Source organism: Alysiella crassa DSM 2578 (assembly GCF_000745955.1).
Taxonomy (GTDB): Bacteria; Pseudomonadota; Gammaproteobacteria; order Burkholderiales; family Neisseriaceae; genus Simonsiella; species Simonsiella crassa.
In genome coordinates, this window is the sequence record NZ_JQKH01000003.1 from 99,999 (window position 1) to 118,645 (window position 18,647).

At 46.4% G+C, this 18,647-nt stretch carries 19 protein-coding genes; 15 read left to right on the forward strand and 4 right to left on the reverse strand.

Annotated features, from left to right (window positions below; genetic code table 11):
- The first annotated feature begins 314 nt into the window (after nucleotides 1–314).
- Complete coding sequence (lnt, locus tag Q338_RS00435; RefSeq protein WP_084693430.1) at nucleotides 315–2,567, forward strand: apolipoprotein N-acyltransferase; 2,253 nt, start codon at nucleotides 315–317, stop codon at nucleotides 2,565–2,567.
- A 70-nt stretch (nucleotides 2,568–2,637) separates the two neighbouring features.
- On the opposite strand, the gene Q338_RS00440 is transcribed toward lnt, so the two are convergent.
- Entirely contained in the window at nucleotides 2,638–3,312 is a 675-nt protein-coding gene (locus tag Q338_RS00440) for a membrane protein (protein ID WP_034290820.1), read from the reverse strand.
- A gap of 166 nt (nucleotides 3,313–3,478) precedes the next feature.
- Between Q338_RS00440 and ribBA the strand changes: the two genes are divergently transcribed.
- The 4 genes from ribBA to dapA all read left to right on the forward strand — a co-directional run bounded on the left by ribBA (nucleotide 3,479) and on the right by dapA (nucleotide 6,689).
- Nucleotides 3,479–4,567 carry a bifunctional 3,4-dihydroxy-2-butanone-4-phosphate synthase/GTP cyclohydrolase II gene (gene ribBA, locus Q338_RS00445; RefSeq protein WP_034290823.1) on the forward strand — a complete coding sequence of 363 codons (1,089 nt, stop codon included), beginning with the start codon at nucleotides 3,479–3,481 and terminating at the stop codon, nucleotides 4,565–4,567.
- A 2-nt stretch (nucleotides 4,568–4,569) separates the two neighbouring features.
- Nucleotides 4,570–4,962 (forward strand): MORN repeat-containing protein, encoded by a 393-nt coding sequence (locus Q338_RS00450; protein ID WP_034290825.1) that lies wholly within the window; start codon nucleotides 4,570–4,572, stop codon nucleotides 4,960–4,962.
- Between the two features lie 68 nt (nucleotides 4,963–5,030).
- Nucleotides 5,031–5,597, forward strand: coding sequence for a dCTP deaminase (gene dcd / locus Q338_RS00455; RefSeq protein WP_034290827.1), 567 nt, complete (start codon nucleotides 5,031–5,033; stop codon nucleotides 5,595–5,597).
- A gap of 216 nt (nucleotides 5,598–5,813) precedes the next feature.
- The gene (dapA, locus tag Q338_RS00460) at nucleotides 5,814–6,689 is read left to right on the forward strand and encodes a 4-hydroxy-tetrahydrodipicolinate synthase (RefSeq protein ID WP_034290829.1); all 876 of its coding nucleotides are present in this window, start codon (nucleotides 5,814–5,816) and stop codon (nucleotides 6,687–6,689) included.
- Between the two features lie 37 nt (nucleotides 6,690–6,726).
- Here the strand turns inward: dapA and Q338_RS00465 are convergent, their stop codons facing one another.
- Nucleotides 6,727–6,945, reverse strand: coding sequence for a hypothetical protein (locus tag Q338_RS00465; RefSeq protein WP_034290832.1), 219 nt, complete (start codon nucleotides 6,943–6,945; stop codon nucleotides 6,727–6,729).
- A gap of 99 nt (nucleotides 6,946–7,044) precedes the next feature.
- Between Q338_RS00465 and bamC the strand changes: the two genes are divergently transcribed.
- The 7 genes from bamC (at nucleotide 7,045) to folE2 (ending at nucleotide 11,714) form a co-directional block, all read left to right on the forward strand.
- A complete protein-coding gene (gene bamC, locus Q338_RS00470) occupies nucleotides 7,045–8,169 on the forward strand; it encodes an outer membrane protein assembly factor BamC (RefSeq protein ID WP_034290835.1) in 1,125 nt (374 codons plus the stop codon).
- An 86-nt stretch (nucleotides 8,170–8,255) separates the two neighbouring features.
- Nucleotides 8,256–8,687 (forward strand): type II toxin-antitoxin system RatA family toxin, encoded by a 432-nt coding sequence (locus Q338_RS00475; protein ID WP_034290838.1) that lies wholly within the window; start codon nucleotides 8,256–8,258, stop codon nucleotides 8,685–8,687.
- Nucleotides 8,680–8,946, forward strand: a complete 267-nt coding sequence (locus tag Q338_RS00480; protein ID WP_034290841.1) for an RnfH family protein — start codon at nucleotides 8,680–8,682, stop codon at nucleotides 8,944–8,946. Before Q338_RS00475 ends, Q338_RS00480 begins: the two co-directional genes overlap by 8 nt.
- A 154-nt stretch (nucleotides 8,947–9,100) precedes the next feature.
- Nucleotides 9,101–9,673 carry an aminoacyl-tRNA hydrolase gene (pth, locus tag Q338_RS00485; protein ID WP_034290843.1) on the forward strand — a complete coding sequence of 191 codons (573 nt, stop codon included), beginning with the start codon at nucleotides 9,101–9,103 and terminating at the stop codon, nucleotides 9,671–9,673.
- 57 nt (nucleotides 9,674–9,730) lie between these two features.
- Nucleotides 9,731–9,919 (forward strand): DUF3460 family protein, encoded by a 189-nt coding sequence (locus tag Q338_RS00490; protein ID WP_034290846.1) that lies wholly within the window; start codon nucleotides 9,731–9,733, stop codon nucleotides 9,917–9,919.
- A 97-nt stretch (nucleotides 9,920–10,016) separates the two neighbouring features.
- On the forward strand, nucleotides 10,017–10,685 hold the full coding sequence (locus Q338_RS00495; RefSeq protein ID WP_034290849.1) for a class I SAM-dependent methyltransferase: 669 nt from the start codon (nucleotides 10,017–10,019) through the stop codon (nucleotides 10,683–10,685).
- A 252-nt stretch (nucleotides 10,686–10,937) separates the two neighbouring features.
- On the forward strand, nucleotides 10,938–11,714 hold the full coding sequence (folE2, locus tag Q338_RS00500; RefSeq protein WP_377896446.1) for a GTP cyclohydrolase FolE2: 777 nt from the start codon (nucleotides 10,938–10,940) through the stop codon (nucleotides 11,712–11,714).
- 71 nt (nucleotides 11,715–11,785) lie between these two features.
- Here the strand turns inward: folE2 and Q338_RS00505 are convergent, their stop codons facing one another.
- A complete protein-coding gene (locus tag Q338_RS00505; RefSeq protein WP_034290855.1) occupies nucleotides 11,786–13,168 on the reverse strand; it encodes a NarK family nitrate/nitrite MFS transporter in 1,383 nt (460 codons plus the stop codon).
- A gap of 161 nt (nucleotides 13,169–13,329) precedes the next feature.
- A complete protein-coding gene (locus Q338_RS00510; protein WP_034290857.1) occupies nucleotides 13,330–14,553 on the reverse strand; it encodes an MFS transporter in 1,224 nt (407 codons plus the stop codon).
- Nucleotides 14,554–14,814: 261 nt separating this feature from the next.
- On the opposite strand from Q338_RS00510, the gene ilvA reads away from it, so the two are divergent.
- From ilvA to Q338_RS00525, 3 genes are all read left to right on the forward strand, one after another.
- Nucleotides 14,815–16,350, forward strand: coding sequence for a threonine ammonia-lyase, biosynthetic (ilvA, locus tag Q338_RS00515; protein ID WP_172540027.1), 1,536 nt, complete (start codon nucleotides 14,815–14,817; stop codon nucleotides 16,348–16,350).
- Between the two features lie 196 nt (nucleotides 16,351–16,546).
- Nucleotides 16,547–17,479 carry a cysteine synthase A gene (gene cysK / locus Q338_RS00520; RefSeq protein ID WP_034290859.1) on the forward strand — a complete coding sequence of 311 codons (933 nt, stop codon included), beginning with the start codon at nucleotides 16,547–16,549 and terminating at the stop codon, nucleotides 17,477–17,479.
- A 240-nt stretch (nucleotides 17,480–17,719) separates the two neighbouring features.
- Nucleotides 17,720–18,637, forward strand: a complete 918-nt coding sequence (locus Q338_RS00525) for an OmpA family protein (protein ID WP_034290862.1) — start codon at nucleotides 17,720–17,722, stop codon at nucleotides 18,635–18,637.
- Nucleotides 18,638–18,647: the final 10 nt, after the last annotated feature.

Sequence of the window (18,647 nt, forward strand, 5' to 3'; positions counted from 1 at the left end):
TTCTGTATTTTAGGCAGCCTGAAAACAAAAAAACTTAACCAATTACCTAACTTGTTATACAATCACAGGCTTTTACACAAACTAACAATTGAGCTTTTCAGGCAGCCTTTCACTACCCTACAAAAATAAAACATTGCCCACAATCGTTGAGATGCCACCTCTACTCCCTCTCCTTTGGGATGGGGAGAGGGAAAAGTCGTTGAGTATCGCCAGTTTTCCCCTCTCCCTAACCCTCTCCCAAAGGAGAGGGAACAGGTGGGTGGCAAGCAAAAATTTGTAGGGTAATGAAAGGCAGCCTGAAAAACAGAACGATTATGGCTCTATCACTCCAACATATTCTCCGCAAACCGTTTCGCCACTTTTTTGTGCTGACCCTTTTGGCATTGGCAACGCGTTACGCATTTGCGCCGTACTACCAATTTTGGTTAATGCCGCTTATTTTCGCGGGTTTGGTTACGCTCACGGAATTGCGCCCCCATTGTCGTGTTTTAACGGCGTTTTGGTTTGGGCTGGTGGCATACACCACGCAATTTTGGTGGATACACACCGCGCTACACGATGTTTCGGGGCTGCCGAATGTGTATGCCATTCCGCTCACGTTTTTGTTGCCGATTTTTTTGGCGACTTTTCCCGCCATTGCGTTTTGGTTGGACGAAAAACACCATCTGCCGCGCCCATGGGCGATTGGCGTGATGTTGCCCCTGTTGTGGACGATTACCGAATTTGCGCGTGAACGCGTGTTTACAGGTTTTGGTTGGGGGGCATTGGGCTACAGTCAAATTACCAATGGATACAGCCCCTTGAGTGCGTTTGCGCCGATTGGTGGCATTCATTTGGTTACGCTGGCAACGGCGGCGGTGGGTTGTTGGTTGGTGTTGATTTTGCGTAATCGTTCGTGGTGGCAACGTGGTATTTTTGCAACATTGATGGCTATTTTGCTGTTTCAAGCGCATGATTTAAGCAAATTAGAATACACCTACCGCCAGCCCAAACCGATTAGTGTGGCATTGTTGCAGGGCAATATTCCGCAAAATTTGAAATTTGATGATGCACAATTGGTGCCAACTTATCAAACGTATTTTAATCAAGTTGCCAAAACCAAAGCGGAAATTGTGGTGCTGCCTGAAACCGCGTTTCCCCAATTTTTACAACATATTGACAAAAAATTAATAGAACGTTTTGCCGAGCAAGCAAAACAAAACGGCAGTGCACTTGCTGTAGGCTTACCTGCCTTTACGGAAGATGGTAAAGGGCAATTAAATGCCATGATAAATTTGGCAAATTTTAATCCCACGCAGCCTGAAAAAATGCAGGTGTATGCGAAAAACCATTTGGTGCCATTTGGCGAATTTAAACCGATTCCGCGTTTAACCGAGCCACTTTATCGTTATATGAATATGCCACTTTCTGATTTTCAGCGCGGTGGCATTGGGCAAGAACCTTTTGATATGGCGGGCGAAAAAGTCGCGTTTAATATTTGTTACGAAGATGGTTTTGGTGATGAATTAATTGCTTCAGCGAAAAAATCCACCTTGTTAGCCAATGCCAGCAATATGGCGTGGTATGGTCAATCCAATGCGATGTGGCAACAATTACAACAATCACAAGCACGAGCTTTGGAGTTGGGGCGGTACATGATTCGTGCCACCAATAATGGCGCAACGTCCATTATTGACCCAAAAGGAAAAGTGGTTGCTACTGCGCCAATTAATGTAGCAACCGTGTTGGAAGGCACGGCGTATGGTATGGTGGGGCAAACGCCGTATATGCGTTTGGGCAGTTCATGGTATTTGTTTTACACGATGATGGGCGTGGTGGGTGTGTTGATGTTCTACCGTCCGCGCCGTGAGCAAGCTGTTGAAGCGGTTGCGCCGACTGTTTCCACCAATAATGGTAATGGGCAGCCTGAAACAACACCAGCCGCCGCAACGGAAAGTGTAAAACCTGTTAAACCGAAAAAAGAAAAATCGGCAAAACCCAAGCAGCCTGAAACAGTCAAACCAGTTGAGCCGCAAACGGTGGAAAATCAATTGATTCAATCCATGATTGAACCGAATCAGTCTATGGAAAATCAGTTGATTCAAGCCAAAGCAAATGCGCCACAAACGGCAGATAATCAGTTGGCGAAACCTGTCAGCGTGGGGGCAACAGCTAGCGTGCGTGTGGACGAAGATGATGAATTGCCTGTGAATAAATTACCGCCTAAACCTTTGAAATCCACTTACAAATCAACGGATAATGTGAGTCGGGTGGAAAGCACATCGCCCAATTTATTCCGCGATAAAGCGAAAAGCAGCGTGATTATCAACCCTGACCAAGCCTTACGCGCCCAAGCACAACAGGCGAAACCGCAAATTAATCTGCAATCATCAGAATTTTTGTCGGATTATCCGCCGATTGTGGTGGCAGCGCGTGAAGCGGAGCGGACGGCCTCTGCACGACAAACGTATGATGGCGTATCGCCATCTGATTACAACGACCGTTTGTTTGGCAGTGTCAGGCAATCTGAACAGGATAAGCGTCAGGGTTTCAAACCGAAGCGTAAGAAAAATAAGAGACGTAAGTAAAATTCATTAATCCCATTAAAAAACCGTTTCAGGCTGCCTGAAACGGTTTTTTTTTGTGGTGATTGAATGTTTATGGCTTCACGGGTTTGCCATCAATGGTTACAGATTTGAGTGTGAGATGATAATTGCGGTCGCCGTCATTGTATTTGATGATGGCTGGCACATTGTGCAAGGCTGGGGCGAAAGCGTAGGTAACTTCGCCATTGTCATTGTGGACTTTGTATTGGTTGATGGTGGTGGTGCCGCCGCCCACTTTGCTTTGCAGGCTGCCTGCGGGGGTAATGCCGTTGGCACGGTTAAGCGTTTTGCCGTTGGTGATGCTCAAATTGCTGGGCAATTGTCCATTGTTAAACGCTAAATGCCACGACAGGGTAAACAAATCCATCACGCTGCCCGAAACAGCTTGGCTATTGGGGTTACCATCGGCGCGACCATAAGTTACGCGACCATTATTGAATTTGGCAGACGCGTATAATTTGCCGTTGCGCGTGTCGCGGTAATAGCTGGGTTTTAATTGCGTGCCAACCACTTTGCCGCCGCTTTGGAAACTGATTTTGTACATGGGTACATTGATGTTGGCGGTTACGGTGTAATTATCGCCTGTGCGTTTGAATGTCATGGTGGCGGGAATGCCCAAGCTGCCACTGTATTTCAACGTGGCGGATTGTGGCATTTCGGCGGCGTGAACGCTGCCCATTGCAGCGAATAGGGCGGTGGCGAGTAGGGCGTGTTTTAGGGTAAACATAAATATCCTTTGAATGAATGGAAATAAAATGGTGTTGAAAAGTGAAATATAACATGATGATGTGTTAAATCTGTGAATGAATATGTAAATTTGATGGCGGAGATGATTTTCAGGCAGCCTGAAAACCGCGTAAAATAACTCTGTTCAACAATGGAGTCTTAATTTCATGCACATTTCCCCCATTTCCGAAATTCTCGCCGACATCAAAGCAGGCAAAATGGTCATCATCACCGATGCCGAAGACCGTGAAAACGAAGGCGATATTGTCATGGCGGCACAATTTGTTACGCCAGAAGCGATTAATTTTATGATTAAACACGCGCGTGGGCTGGTGTGTTTGCCGATGGAAAACAAGTTAATTGACAAACTCGGCTTGCCCATGATGACACAGAAAAACGGCGCACAATATGGCACCAATTTCACCGTGTCCATTGAAGCCGCGCAAGGAATTAGCACAGGCATTTCCGCCGCCGACCGCGCCCACACGATTCAAACAGCTGTGTCGCCCAATGTGCAACCCGAAGACATTGTGCAACCAGGGCATATTTTCCCACTTCGGGCGCAAAAAGGCGGCGTGTTGGTTCGCGCTGGACACACCGAAGCGGCGGTGGATTTGGCGCAAATGGCAGGTTTATCGGGTGCGGGCGTGATTTGCGAAATTTTAAACGATGATGGCACGATGGCGCGTATGCCCGAATTAATGAAATTTGCCGAACAGCACAATTTGAAAATTGGCACCATCGCCGATTTGATTGAATACCGCAGTCGTACCGAAAGCCTGTTAGAAGAAATGGGCGATACCACCATTCACACCCCTTGGGGCGATTTCCAGCAGCATGTTTATGTGGACAAATTAAATGGCGACACCCATTTGGCACTCGTGAAAGGGCAGCCTGAAACCGCCACCGAAACGCTGGTACGCGTACACGAGCCGTTTAGCGCGATGGATTTTATTCAATTTGACCCGAATCATTCATGGAATTTGCCCGCCGCGCTCACCCGCATTCAGGCTGCTGAAGCAGGCGTGATTATCCTGTTGCACCGCATGGAAGACGGCAGCGCATTGCTGGAACGCACCATGCCAAAAAACCATTTCCAAATCAAAAAATGGGACAGAAAAACCTATGGCATTGGCGCACAAATTTTGGCAGGTTTAAAAGTCAGCAAAATGCGCGTCTTAGGCAAACCGTCTGCGATGAATGGTTTGACGGGTTTTGGTTTAGAAATTGTCGGTTTTGAAGAACAGGCAGCCTGAAAATGAACAAGATGTTTTTAATCAGCGTATTACTCGCGCCATTGTTTAGCCACGCCGCCGTGATGAGCCACCATGGTTGCCAATATCAAGGCGATGTTGTGCAACACAAACCGCACGGCAAAGGCGTTTTGACTTGCGCCGATGGTCGCATTTACACGGGCGAATTTGCCAAAGGGGAATTTCACGGCGCGGGGCAATTTGTGTCGCCCAATACGCCCAATGTGTTTTTAGCCCCCTTTGGTATGCGTAGTGGCAAAGTAAAAGGTTTTGTTTTAACTGGAAAATTTGCACATGGCACGGCGGTGGGCGAGTTTAAAGTGTATCAAAACGGCAAACATTTGTTTAATATGGAATTTGAAAAAGGCATGATTAAACGTGTTGGGGCGGCGAAATAGTTTTCAGGCTGCCTGAACCATCATTTCATTACCTTATTTGAAAATTTATTGATAGAAAGTTATTAAAAATGTCTATTAAATCAGACAAATGGATACGCCGCATGGCTGCCGAACACGGCATGATAGACCCATTTGAACCCAATCAAGTCAAACAAATTAATGGCGAAAAAATCATTTCCTATGGCACATCAAGCTATGGTTACGATATTCGTTGTGCCCATGAATTTAAAATTTTCACCAATATTAACAGCACCATTGTTGATCCAAAAAATTTTGATACGCGCAATTTTGTTACGGTGGAAGATGATTTTTGCATTATTCCGCCCAATTCGTTTGCTTTGGCGCGCACGGTGGAATATTTTCGTATTCCGCGCAATGTGCTGACGGTGTGTTTGGGTAAATCCACTTATGCGCGTTGTGGGATTATTGTGAATGTAACGCCGTTTGAGCCTGAATGGGAAGGCTATGTTACGCTGGAATTTTCCAACACCACGCCGCTCCCCGCCAAAATTTACGCGGGCGAAGGCGTGGCGCAAGTCTTGTTTTTTGAAAGCGATGAAATTTGCGAAACATCCTATAAAGACCGCAACGGTAAATATATGGGGCAAACTGGGGTTACTTTACCGAAAACGTAAGTTTCAGGCTGCCTTTCGGTACACGATAATTTTTTACAAATACCTAAAATGTAGGGTGCGTACCACGCACCAAATCATTCAAATGACTGATTGTCGGTGCGTAATACGCACCCTACATGAGTTTTGTCGTGTACTGTGGGGCAGCCTGAAAAAACTGACAATCCCCACACTTTTCGTTAGAATTGGTTTTTTTATTTTGAGAATAAAGGTTCTATCATGCTCACAGGTAGCCTAGTAGCACTCATCACGCCCATGCACGCAGACGGTAGCGTGAATTTTGAACAACTCAAGCAACTCGTTGATTGGCACATCGCCAATGGCACACACGGTCTGGTGGCAATGGGTACAACGGGCGAATCCGCCACTTTATCCGTAGAAGAACACATGGCGGTTGTTGCCGAAACGGTGAAATTTGCCAATAAACGCGTTCCCGTGATTGCTGGCACAGGCGCGAATAATACGCGTGAAGCCATTGAATTATCGCGTTTGGCGAAAGAAGTCGGCGCGGATTACACGCTTTCCGTTGTGCCGTATTACAACAAACCATCGCAAGAAGGCATTTTCCAGCATTTTAAAACTATTGCGGAAGCCGTTGATATTCCGATGATTATTTACAATGTGCCGGGGCGCACGGTGGTGAATATGAGCAATGAAACCATTTTGCGTTTGGCACATATCAAAAACATCATCGGCGTGAAAGAAGCGAGCGGCGATGTGGCGCGCGCCTTGTCCTTGTTTAAAGACGCTCCTGCGGATTTTGCCATTTATTCGGGCGATGACCCAACGGGTTTACCGTTTATTTTGTGCGGCGGACACGGCGTGATTAGCGTGGCGGCGAATGTTGCCCCCAAAGCATTCGCACAAATGTGTGAACACGCGCTCGCTGGCAATATCGCCCAAGCTCGTGCATTAAACGAACAATTGATTCCGCTTTATGACGTGATGTTCTGCGAACCCAGCCCCGCGCCCGCCAAATTTGCGGCGGCAGAATTGGGCGTATGCGCCGAACATGTGCGTTTGCCGATTTTGCCGCTCACTGAACAGGGCAAAGAGAAAATTCAGGCTGCCTTAAAAGCGGCGCAATTGGTGTAAATACGCTTTCAGGCTGCCTTTCAGTACACGACAAAACTCATGTAGGGTGCGTATCACGCACCGAATTATCCAGTAATTTGAATGATTTGGTACGTGGTACGCACCCTACTTTTAAGCGTTTGTAAAAATTATCGTGTACTGTAAGGCTGCCTGAAAATATCACGATAATTGGATAAGCCACACACAAAAATGTAGGGTGCGCCGTGTGCGGCAAGTCTGTGAAATAATTTAATTTATTTTGATAATTGGTGTGCATGGCGCATCCTACAGGGTGTTTGATTGGTACAGGCAGCCTGAATATTTTGTAACTCAAATTGTACGATAACGATTTCATCAACCAACTGGAAAAAACACAATGAAAAACAATCTAACCATTCTCGCTTTACTGATTTCTGCAATGAGCATCAGCGCGTGTTCATCAGATAAATACAACAAATTGGATTATCAATCGGCAAACAATAAAGTGGTGAGCTTGGACGTGCCGCCTGATTTGCGCGACCCACGTCAAGGCGAACTGTACACGCTACCTGCAGGCGTGAAGGCTTCGCCAGACGCGCTCAAACCCAATCCCGCCAACGTAACGCGCAGCAGCAAAGTTTTGAATCCCGTGAAAAACGCACAAATTGAGCGAAGCGGCAATCAACGCTGGCTGCACGTGGAAGGCAAGCAAAACGCGGAAATGTGGTCGCTGATTCGCGCCTTTTGGCAAGAAAGCGGCTTTACCATTGAAAGCGAAGAGCCACAAGCAGGTTTGATGGAAACCGAATGGGCAGAAAATCGCGCTAAATTGCCCCATCAAGGCGTACGCAAATTGTTTGATAAAGTCGGCTTGGGCGGCATTTACACCACCAGCGAGCGCGATAAATTTATGGTACGCATGGAATTGAGCAGCAAAGGCGGTTACGATATTTTCTTCAGCCACAAAGGTTTAGAAGAAGTTTATGACAGCAAAAAACAAGACCGCACGGTGTGGCAACCACGCCCAAATGACCCGAATTTGGAAGCGGCATTTTTGTCGCGCTTTATGCAGTATTTGGGCGTAGATGAAGCGGTTGCCAATCAACAAGTTGCGCAACAAGCAGATAAGCAAACGGGCTCGCAATTTGCCAAATTAGATGGCAATCATGTGTTGGTGTATGGCGCGGCGGAGCGCAATGTGAACCGTGTGGGTTCGGCACTTGACCGTGTGGGTTTGACAGTGCAACAGTTTGTGGCGGAACGTGGTATGTTTGTGGTACGCCCTGCGCCGAGCGAAAGTGAAGTGTTGAAAAAAGCCAATGAGAAAAAAGGTTTATTGGGCAAATGGTTTGGCAAAGACAAAGCGGAAGATGAGCCTAAAAACACCGCCGCACAAATGTTTGTTGCGCTTGAGCCTGTGAGTGGTGGACAACGTATTCATTTGCTTGACCAATTTGGTAAACCGTATCAAGGTAAAGACGCAGCAAGTTTATTGAATAAATTGTATTTGGAATTGAAATAAAATCATGATTTAGGCAGCCTGAACGCGTTTTCAGGCTGCCTTGATGATATAATTCTTTCTTTCCCACTTATGGCGCGAAAAATCAAATGGCTGAAACTGTGATAAAAAAATCCGTACTCGTTTTGCACAGCGCGGAAAAAATGTTCCAACTGGTTGATACGGTGGAAGATTATCCAAAATTTCTCCCTTGGTATGGCAAAACGGAAGTGATTAGCCGTGAAAACAATGAGTTAAAAGCGCGATTGTATATGGATTACATGGGCGTGAACCAATCGTTTGCCACGCACAATCACAATACGCCGCCCACGCATATTCGCATGGATTTGCTTGATGGACCGTTCAAATCGCTGTATGGCACATGGACGTTTGTGCCTTTGGGCGATGATTGCCAAATTCAATTTGAGTTGCACTATGAATTAACAGGTTTGTTGAGCCGCTTGATTAGCCCCGTGTTTAGCGTGGTAACCAATAAATTGGTGGACGCATTTATTCAAGAAGCGAATCGCCGTTATGCCTAATATTGAACTCGCTTATGGACACGCCGACCGCCAAGCACTCTACCGTTTTACGGTGGCAGACGGCACAACGGCGCGGCAGGCAGTCGCACAAAGCCCCGTATTGCAAGATTTTCCCGAAGCCGATGTGAACGCGCCTGTGGGCATATTCGGCAAAATCGTGAAAGACGATACGGTGTTGCACGATGGCGACCGCGTGGAATTGTACCGCCCTTTGCTCGCCGACCCGAAAGAAGCGCGGCGCAAACGGGTGAAAAAATAAATTCAGGCAGCCTTTCAGTACACGACAATTTTTTGAAGTTACCGCAAACCTGTCTCCTCCCCCGCCAGATAGGGGAGGAGACAGGTTTCAGGCAGCTCAAAGATTTTTGTCGCGTACTGTAAGGCAGCCTGAAAATAAAAAAGTGAATTAAAATATGACGATAAAATTGATAGTCGGTTTGGGCAACCCAACGGCGGAATACGAACACACGCGCCACAACGCAGGTTTTTGGTTGATAGACGAATTGGCGTGGCAATGGAAAGTCAGTTTGCGCGAAGAAAAAAAATTTTTTGGCGAAGTGGCACGCGCCAGTTACAATGGCGCAGATGTTTGGCTATTGAAACCAAATACTTATATGAATTTGTCGGGTAAGGCGGTGGCGGCATTGGCGCAATTTTACAAAATTCAGCCCAATGAGATTTTGGTGGCGCACGATGAATTGGACATTGCCTGTGGCAAAATCCGTTTCAAACTCGGCGGCGGCAACGGCGGACACAATGGTTTAAAAGACATTCAGGCGAAATTGGGGACGGCGGATTTTTACCGTTTGCGCTTGGGCATTGGACACCCTGGCGACCGCAATTTGGTGGTGGGCTTTGTGCTGAACAAACCGAGCGCGGCGGAACGTGAATTGGTGGACAACAGCATCGCAAAATCATTGACCGAATTGCCCAATATTTTAGACGGTAAATTGGAAGAAGCGGTTCGCGCTTTGCACAGTTATTAACTATTGAATTTCAGGCTGCCTGAAAATAAATTTCCCTTTCAAAACAAGGATTTTAAAATGTACTATAATTATCAATCAGATACCACTCAATTCTTAAACGAATTTTTGGAACAACACCCCGAAGAAGCCGAACAGCGTTTGAAAAATCGCCATTTGCTGTGGGACGTGGAATTGAATCCCGAAGAACAAGCAGGTTTTGAAGCAGCCAAATTGCCGAAAAAACCGTATGCGTATCAACCTGATTAATTGGATTTTTTCAATCAAAATGGGCAGATTGTTATCTGCCTATTTTTTTCAGGCTGCCTGAAAATCTAAATTTCACATCAATTCAATTCTCAACAATATGACCGTTCAAGCCCCACAATTTTCCCCCGAATTACTGCATTATTTACGCGACATCAGCACGGCTGAGCCGCCGATTTTGGCGCAAATCCGCGCCGATATTACCGCTCACCGTCTTGGCAAAATGGCGATTGCGCCCGAACAGGCTGCCTTATTAACGTGGCTGGCAAAATTGATAAACACAAAAAAATATTTGGAAATCGGCACATTCACGGGCTACAGCAGCACGGCGATGGCGTTGGCGTTGCCTGATGAAGCGCGGCTGGTGTGTTGTGATATTAATGTTACCTTTACCGATTGGGCGCGTGATTATTGGCAACGCGCTGGTGTGGCGCACAAAATCGCGCTGCATTTGCAGCCTGCCATCATCACCATGGACGAATTATTGGCAAATGGTGAAGCGGAAACCTTTGATTTTGCATTGATTGATGCGGATAAACCGCCCACGCCGCATTATTTTGAACGCTGCCTGAAATTGGTGCGGCGCGGTGGGTTGATTGCGTTGGATAATATGTTATTGGGCGGTAGGGTAATGGGTGAGCCACAGGATAATAGTCCGCCCAGCCATGCGATTTTGCGTGAATTTAATGCGCGTTTGGCGGCTGATGAGCGGGTGGAAACGCTGGTTTTGCCTTTGGGCGATGGGCTGACTTTGGTACGGAAAAAATAATTTCAGGCTGCCTGACAGTACACGACAAAACTCATGTAGGGTGCGTATTACGCACCGAATTTATCAAGTGATTTGAATGATTTGGTGCGTGGTACGCACCCTACATTTTAGGTGTTGGTAAAAATTGTCGTGTACCGAAAGGCAGCCTGAAAATCTAAAATTCTATGACAATCATAAAATAAATCTGTGTGCCAACACGCATGTCTATCTAATGATATACTTTCGCATTTTCCGCATACACACAAGGATAGCATAATGATGATTCCAGACGTGCAAAGCACGCAGGATTTGAGAAATACGCCCATTAATCAAGTGGGTATCAAAGATTTACGTTTCCCCATTCGCGTGCATTCGCAGGACGGCACGCAAAGCACGGTGGCACGTTTGACCATGACCGTGTTTTTGCCTGCCGAGCAAAAGGGTACGCATATGTCGCGTTTTGTGGCGTTGATGGAGGAGCAAACGGCGGCGATTGATTTTGATGAATTGCGCCGTTTAACAGGGGAAATGTTGCAGCGATTGGATTCGCATTCGGGCAAAATCAGCGTGTCGTTTCCCTTTTTCCGCCAAAAAACCGCGCCAATTTCGGGGATTAAATCGCTGTTGGATTATGATGTAACGCTTTGTGGCGAAATCAAAAATGGCGAATACGCGTATCGTTTGAAAGTGCTGATTCCTGTAACGAGTTTGTGTCCGTGTTCCAAAGAAATTTCGCAATATGGGGCGCACAATCAGCGTTCACACGTTACTTTGAGTTTGCAATGTTCGGCGGACGTGGCGATTGAGGAAGTGATTGATTTGGTTGAAAATCAAGCATCTTGTCAATTATATGGTTTGCTCAAACGCCCCGATGAGAAATATGTTACCGAAAAAGCGTATGAAAATCCGAAGTTTGTGGAAGATATGGTACGTGATATTGCGGTGGCATTGCGTTCGGACAGTCGTGTGCAAGCGTTTGAAGTGGAAAGTGAAAATTTTGAATCCATTCACAATCATTCGGCGTATGCGGTAATTACTTATCCATCTTGATAATTGGATTAAATCAGGCAGCCTGAAAATGTTTTTCAGGCTGCCTGATTATTTTTTGAATTCACTATCAATTAACATTTGGCTTCTGCGCCATTGCGGGCGTAATACCACCAATTCAACGCCAAGCAAATCGTGTAAAACACAATAAAACCAATAAACGCCCCCATCACACTGCCTGAAACATCAATGGACAAACTGTAGCTTTTCGGAATGAAAAAACCGCCGTATGCCGCAAACGCGCCTGTGAAACCTGCGACCGCCGCGCCTTCTTTGGTGGCGTTCAAACGCGCTTGTTCGGGCGATACCAAGCCTTGTTCGGCGTATTTTTGGTGTTGATTCAGGAAAATCACGGGGATTTGCATAAAGGTTGAGCCGTTGCCCAAACCCGTGAGTGCAAATAATGCGACAAAACAAGCAAAAAAGCCCCAGAAATTACCGCCTTGACCATTGCTGGGCAAAAAGAAAATCACGCCCATCACGGCTAAAATCATGCCAATAAAAACGATTTGGGTAACTTTTGCGCCACTTTTGATTTTGTCTGACCAAATGCCGCCAATGGGTCGTGCCAACGCGCTCACCAGTGGCCCTACGAAAGCATATTTCACAGGGTCTATGCCTGTAAACTGGCTTTTGGTCAGCAGCGCAAAGCCTGCCGCAAAACCCAAAAATGAACCAAATGTGCCTAAATAAATAATGCACATAATCCAATTGTGTTTGCGTTTGAAAATAATGGCTTGTTCTTTGAAACTGGCTTTCGCGTCTGCCAAATCATTCATACCAAACCATGCGGCAAGGGTCGCCAATAAAATAAACGGCACCCAGATAAAACCTGCGTTTTGCAACCAAATTTGTTTGGTAACATCGCCTTTTGTCCACGTTTGCGCTTCGCCGCCGAGTGCGCCAAACACGCCTGCGGTAATAATCAATGGCACCACAAATTGCACCACCGATACACCCAAATTGCCCAAACCTGCGTTTAAACCCAATGCTGTGCCTTTTTCGGCTTTGGGGAAGAAAAAGCTAATATTTGCCATACTGGACGAGAAATTACCCCCGCCAAAACCACACAATAGGGCAAGAATCACCATCGTGGAGTAAGCAGTCGTATTGTCCTGCACAGCAAAACCCAAACCAATCGCAGGCAGCAGCAAACTGGCGGTGGAAATGGTTGTCCATTTGCGCCCACCAAATACGGGTACCATAAACGAGTAAAAAATCCGCAAAGTCGCACCCGATAAAGCGGGTAGGGCGGCGAGCCAAAACAGTTGGCTTTCGGTGTATTTGAAGCCGATATTGGGCAAATTCACCACCGCTACGCTCCACACTTGCCAAATGGCAAAGGCGAGCAATAGGGCGGGAATGGAAATCCATAGATTGCGTTTTGCGATTTTTTTGCCTGTGGATTGCCAGAATTCTGGGTTTTCAGGCTGCCAGTGAGTGATGATTTTGGACATAGTTTTGTTTAACCTTAATTTGTGTCGTATAAGAAATTTTTAGACTGCCTTTGTTGTGTGCACGATTTGAATTTGGTGTTTCAAAAATTATTGTGTACTTTCAGGCTGCCTTATTTTTGTAGGGTAGTGAAAGGCTGCCTGAAAATAATTTTTGATTGATTTTATTGATGTTTTTTACCTTTGAATGAGAAGTGCATCCAAATCAAAGACACGCACACGCAACCATACAGCAGCATAAACGCGGTAGAGCGCACGCCCGTCCAGTCCAGCAACGCACCAAACATAATCGGCAACAAGAAACCACCCAAACCACCTGCCAAACCCACCGCACCCGAAACCGCACCAATATTGTCGGGATAATCATTTGCCACAAATTTAAATACCGAAGCCTTACCCACCGCCATCGCAATCCCTGCGGCAAACATCAAAATAGTAAACACCACCACATTCAAATGAATATGGAAAGACAAATCGCCTTTACTGCCATGAATGGTAAAATTCGTGTCTGGGTAAGACAAAATAAAGAAGCACACCCACAACACCCACATCACGCCCCACGTTACCTTGTATGCGCCGTATTTATCTGACAAATAGCCGCCCAATGCACGCAACACGCCTCCAGGTAAAGAGAAACACGCCGCCAAAAACGCCGCTTGCTGCATACTCAATTGATATTCATCAATATAATATTTGGTCATCCACAAAGCCAATGCCACATAACCACCAAATACCACTGAATAATATTGGCTGTAACGCAAGACACCAGGGTCGGTCAATAACAATAATTGCTCTTTTAATGATGATTTTGATGACACCACATGTTTGGGGTCGTGATAACTGAAAAACCAAAATGCAATTGCTGTTGCCAACATGATGGCAGCGTACACATTGGGCACTATTGTCCAACCACCTAAAGCAATTAGGCTGGGCGCAAGAAATTTATTAATCGCGCTGCCCGCATTACCCGCACCAAAAACACCCATTGCAAAACCTTGCTGCTCTTTCGGAAACCAACGCGCCACATACGGCGTACCCACCGAAAACGAACCACCCGCCAAACCCATCATCAAGCCAATAATCAGAAAATGCCAATATTGAGTGGCGTATTGCATGGCAAAAATCGCAGGTGCACTCAACAACATCAGCACAAACATCACAATGCGCCCACCAAATTTATCCGTCCAAATCCCCAAAGGCACACGAATCAGCGAACCCGATAGCACAGGCAAAGCGGCAAGAAAGCCAAATTCAGTTTCATTTAAACCCAATTGTTTTTTAATTGGAATGCCGACCACCGCCAACATCATCCAAATCATAAAACAAACGGTAAAAGCCACCGTGCTGGAAGTCAGCACCGCATAGCGTTTATATTGTTCGGAAGCCATTTTTTGACCCTTATCAAAATTATTAAGATGAAATAAACAGGCATTAAATTACGCTTATCTTCACTTGGGCGCATTCTCTTGAAGTTTGTAGGGTTAAATTATTTTGGCGTAGTGGGGTAAGCCAAAAGGAGTATTCAGGCTGCCTTTTGATATTCGGATTGATATTCGGAAATCATATTGCAGGCAGCCTGAAATTCCCAAATGTGCATTTTGATAGTACACTCAAGTTTTTTCATTTACTGAATTAGATTAATTGTCAAAATGTCCATCAATCTTTATCCCCAATACCATGATTATTTAAGCAAAATTCTCACATCTTCCGTGTACGATGTGGCTGATGAAACTCCATTGGATTTTGCAGCAAATTTATCGCGCCGTTTAAACAATAAAATTTATTTGAAACGTGAAGATTTGCAACCCGTGTTTTCCTTCAAAATTCGCGGCGCGTACAACAAAATGGCGCGGCTGCCTGAACACGTTTTGCAAAAAGGCGTGATTACCGCCAGCGCAGGAAATCACGCACAAGGTGTGGCTTTGTCGGCGCAAAAACTGGGTTGTGCCGCCACCATCGTCATGCCCGAAACCACGCCGCAAATCAAAATAGACGCGGTGCGCGCGCGTGGCGGCAATGTCGTGTTGGCAGGCGTGTCCTACAATGACGCATACGACCACGCCATGAAACTGGTTGCTGAAAGCGGTTTGACCTATATTCCGCCGTTTGACGACCCCGATGTGATTGCAGGACAAGGCACGGTGGGCATGGAAATTGCCCGCCAACACGCCAAGCCCATTCACGCTGTTTTTGTGCCGATTGGTGGTGGTGGTTTGGCGGCGGGCGTGGCGGCGTTTATTAAACAAGTTCGCCCTGAAATCAAAGTCATCGGTGTGCAAACCAATGACAGTTGCGCGATGAAAGTTTCCCTAGCCGCCGACAAACGGGTGGCATTAAAAGACGTGGGTTTATTTGCCGATGGCACGGCGGTGAAATTGGTGGGCGAAGAAACCTTTAAACTCTGCCGCGATTTATTAGACGACATTATTACGGTGGACACAGACGCGGTGTGTGGCGCATTAAAAGACATTTTTGATGACACGCGCAGCATTTGCGAACCTGCTGGCGCATTGGCATTAGCGGGTTTGAAAACCTATGTGTCGCGCAATCATACGGAACAGGAAACTCTAGTTGCGATTACATCGGGTGCGAATATGAATTTCCACCGTTTGCGCCATGTGTCCGAACGCAGCGAATTGGGCGAAGGGCATGAAGCGATTTTTGCCGTGTCCATTCCAGAACGCGCAGGCAGCTTCCGTGATTTTGTGAATGTGTTGAAATTGCGTAATATCACCGAATTTAACTACCGTTATGGCGATGAACAGGTGGCGCATATTTTTGTTGGCATTCAAACACAGGGCGCGGCAGACCGTGAGAAAATCGGTGCAGATTTTCAGGCTGCCCAGTTGCCCTACATTGATTTGAGCAACGATGAAATGGCAAAAGTGCATTTGCGTTACATGGTGGGTGGGCGCACGCATAAAGTGCAAAATGAACGATTGATTAGTTTTGAGTTTCCCGAACGCCCACAGGCTTTGGCAAACTTTTTGAACAATATGCACAGCGATTGGAATATTACCCTGTTTCACTATCGCAATCACGGCGCGGATTATGGGCGCGTGTTGGTGGGGATTGATGTGCCAGAATCGGATTATGCGGCGTTTGATACGTTTTTAGATAATTTGGGTTACGCGTTTGAAGAACAAACGGAAAATGCGGCGTATCAATTGTTTTTGGCTTCGTAATATTTTTTCAGGCAGCCTGAACGTGCGCCACAAAACTCATGTAGGGTGTTGGTAAAAATTGTCGTGTAGGATAAGGCAGCCTGAAAAATGAAAAAGATATAACCACATCTTCTAAACCAAATGATGACACAATCTTTATCTATTCAAAGATTTGCGTTAAGATGATTAACCACAACGAAAACTGGAGTGAAATTTTATGAACATTGCTAATAGTATTATTGATTTAATTGGTAACACCCCTTTGGTGCAATTAAACCGTTTGGCGGCGGATTTGCCTGCCAAAATTGCGGTGAAATTGGAATTTTTTAACCCTGGTAGCAGCGTGAAAGACCGCATTGCCGCCGCCATGATTGACGCCGCCGAAAAAGCAGGCAAAATCAATAAGCAAACCATTATTGTAGAGCCGACTTCGGGCAATACAGGCATTGGCTTGGCGATGGTATGCGCGGCAAAAGGCTATAAATTGGTGATTACCATGCCCGAGAGCATGAGCCAAGAGCGCAAAATGCTGTTGCGTGCCTATGGCGCGGAGCTGATTTTGACCCCAGCCGCCGAAGGCATGGGCGGTGCCATCGCCAAAGCAGAAGAATTGGTACGCGGCAACCCAGATGTGTATTTCCTGCCACAACAATTTGAAAATCCAGCTAATCCCGAAATTCATCGCCACACCACCGCCGAAGAAATTTGGCGCGATACCGATGGTCAAGTGGATATTTTTGTGGCTGGTGTGGGTACGGGCGGCACGGTTACGGGCGTGGGCGAAACTTTGAAAGCGAAAAAATCCAGCGTAAAAGTGTTTGCGGTTGAGCCTGAAGCTTCGCCTGTGTTGAGTGGTGGTCAAAAAGGGCCGCACCCGATTCAAGGGATTGGTGCGGGTTTCGTGCCGAAAATTTTGAATACGGACGTGTATGATGGCGTGATTCAAGTGCCCAATGAAGCGGCGTTCAAAACGGCGCGCGAAATGGCAAGCAAAGAAGGGATTTTGGTGGGCATTTCTTCGGGTGCGGCGATTTGGTCGGCGTTGCAGTTGGCGGCGAAAGAAGAAAATGCGGGCAAATTGATTGTGGTGGTGTTGCCATCTTATGGCGAACGCTATTTGTCCACGCCTTTGTTTGCGGATTTGGCATAAATCGTTTATTTCAGGCAGCCTGAAATGTGATATACCGCATTTTTTATCACATTTTGGGTTAAATTGGGCGTAAAATTGTTATTTGTCAATTCTTTACCCTAATTGCCCCAAATAATATCTTAAAAACCCTTTCAGGCTGCCTGAAAGGGTTTTATTTATTGCAAAAAATCGTTAAAATAGAGTATCGTATGGTTTTTTTACAACATTATTTTTTGACTCTATTTTTTTAGGAGTGAGTTTATGAAGACACGTTGGACGGTACTAGCAGCCCTGTTGTGGGTAAGCACCGCCACGATGGCACAGGCGCAATCGCCCAAGCAGCCATTAGAGCAATGGCAAACCTATGCCACCAATCCACAAATTAAAATGGGTGATTTGGGTGAACATCAAGCGATGGCGGTGTTTTACCGCTTGGATGACGTGTCGGATATACCCGCCAATGTGTATATTAATGGGCATTATCAAGCCAGCTTGTTGCCCAATACCTTTTCAGCCCGTGCGGTGTGTGCCAATAAGCAAACATTTGGCGTGGCGTTGAGCCGCACCGACCGTTTTGATGATGTGAATCAGGGCGTGTATGAAACTTTGCCTGTGGGCGATGTGGCGTTTTTCCGCGTGCTGCAAAATGCGGCGGGACAAGTGGGATTGGTGCGTGTGCCAGCCGATGTTGCCAAAGCAGAATTGGTAAACACGCAAGCGGTGGCACAAACGGTAAGCCGTACGCCTGAAGCGTATGCTTTGCAATGCAGTACGCCTGTGTTGCAAACCATGCGTTTGTCGGCAAATGCGTTGTTTGGTTTTAATCAATTTGCGTATGAGAAAATTGAGCCGTCTGCCTATCGTGAATTGGCAGAAATTTCGCGTAAAATTCAAGAGTTGGGCAATGAGCGCATTCAAAAAATCGTGGTGGCGGGTTACACCGACCCCGAAGGTTCGGACGAGTATAACCGCGATTTATCACAAAAACGTGCGGCGGTGATTCAGGCTGCCTTGCGTGAAAAAGGTGGTGTTACTGCGCCTATAGAAGCGGTGGGTTTGGGCGAGACGGAATTGCGTGTCAGCGATTGCGCAGCGAAACATGTGAAAGACATGAAAGCACGTCAAGCGTGTAATCAGCCAAATCGCCGTGTGGAAATTACCGTGATTGGGCAGCAGTAATTTCAGGCTG

Coding starts and splice junctions, on each gene's coding strand:
- dcd (WP_034290827.1), top strand. CDS start 5,031: ATGTCTATTAAATCAGACAAATGGATACGCCGCATGGCTGCCGAACAC.
- Q338_RS00525 (WP_034290862.1), top strand. CDS start 17,720: ATGAAGACACGTTGGACGGTACTAGCAGCCCTGTTGTGGGTAAGCACC.
- dapA (WP_034290829.1), top strand. CDS start 5,814: ATGCTCACAGGTAGCCTAGTAGCACTCATCACGCCCATGCACGCAGAC.
- Q338_RS00510 (WP_034290857.1), bottom strand. CDS start 14,553: ATGGCTTCCGAACAATATAAACGCTATGCGGTGCTGACTTCCAGCACG.
- ribBA (WP_034290823.1), top strand. CDS start 3,479: ATGCACATTTCCCCCATTTCCGAAATTCTCGCCGACATCAAAGCAGGC.
- Q338_RS00505 (WP_034290855.1), bottom strand. CDS start 13,168: ATGTCCAAAATCATCACTCACTGGCAGCCTGAAAACCCAGAATTCTGG.
- Q338_RS00475 (WP_034290838.1), top strand. CDS start 8,256: ATGGCTGAAACTGTGATAAAAAAATCCGTACTCGTTTTGCACAGCGCG.
- cysK (WP_034290859.1), top strand. CDS start 16,547: ATGAACATTGCTAATAGTATTATTGATTTAATTGGTAACACCCCTTTG.
- Q338_RS00465 (WP_034290832.1), bottom strand. CDS start 6,945: ATGCACACCAATTATCAAAATAAATTAAATTATTTCACAGACTTGCCG.
- Q338_RS00495 (WP_034290849.1), top strand. CDS start 10,017: ATGACCGTTCAAGCCCCACAATTTTCCCCCGAATTACTGCATTATTTA.
- bamC (WP_034290835.1), top strand. CDS start 7,045: ATGAAAAACAATCTAACCATTCTCGCTTTACTGATTTCTGCAATGAGC.
- Q338_RS00490 (WP_034290846.1), top strand. CDS start 9,731: ATGTACTATAATTATCAATCAGATACCACTCAATTCTTAAACGAATTT.
- ilvA (WP_172540027.1), top strand. CDS start 14,815: ATGTCCATCAATCTTTATCCCCAATACCATGATTATTTAAGCAAAATT.
- Q338_RS00450 (WP_034290825.1), top strand. CDS start 4,570: ATGAACAAGATGTTTTTAATCAGCGTATTACTCGCGCCATTGTTTAGC.
- Q338_RS00480 (WP_034290841.1), top strand. CDS start 8,680: ATGCCTAATATTGAACTCGCTTATGGACACGCCGACCGCCAAGCACTC.
- pth (WP_034290843.1), top strand. CDS start 9,101: ATGACGATAAAATTGATAGTCGGTTTGGGCAACCCAACGGCGGAATAC.
- lnt (WP_084693430.1), top strand. CDS start 315: ATGGCTCTATCACTCCAACATATTCTCCGCAAACCGTTTCGCCACTTT.
- Q338_RS00440 (WP_034290820.1), bottom strand. CDS start 3,312: ATGTTTACCCTAAAACACGCCCTACTCGCCACCGCCCTATTCGCTGCA.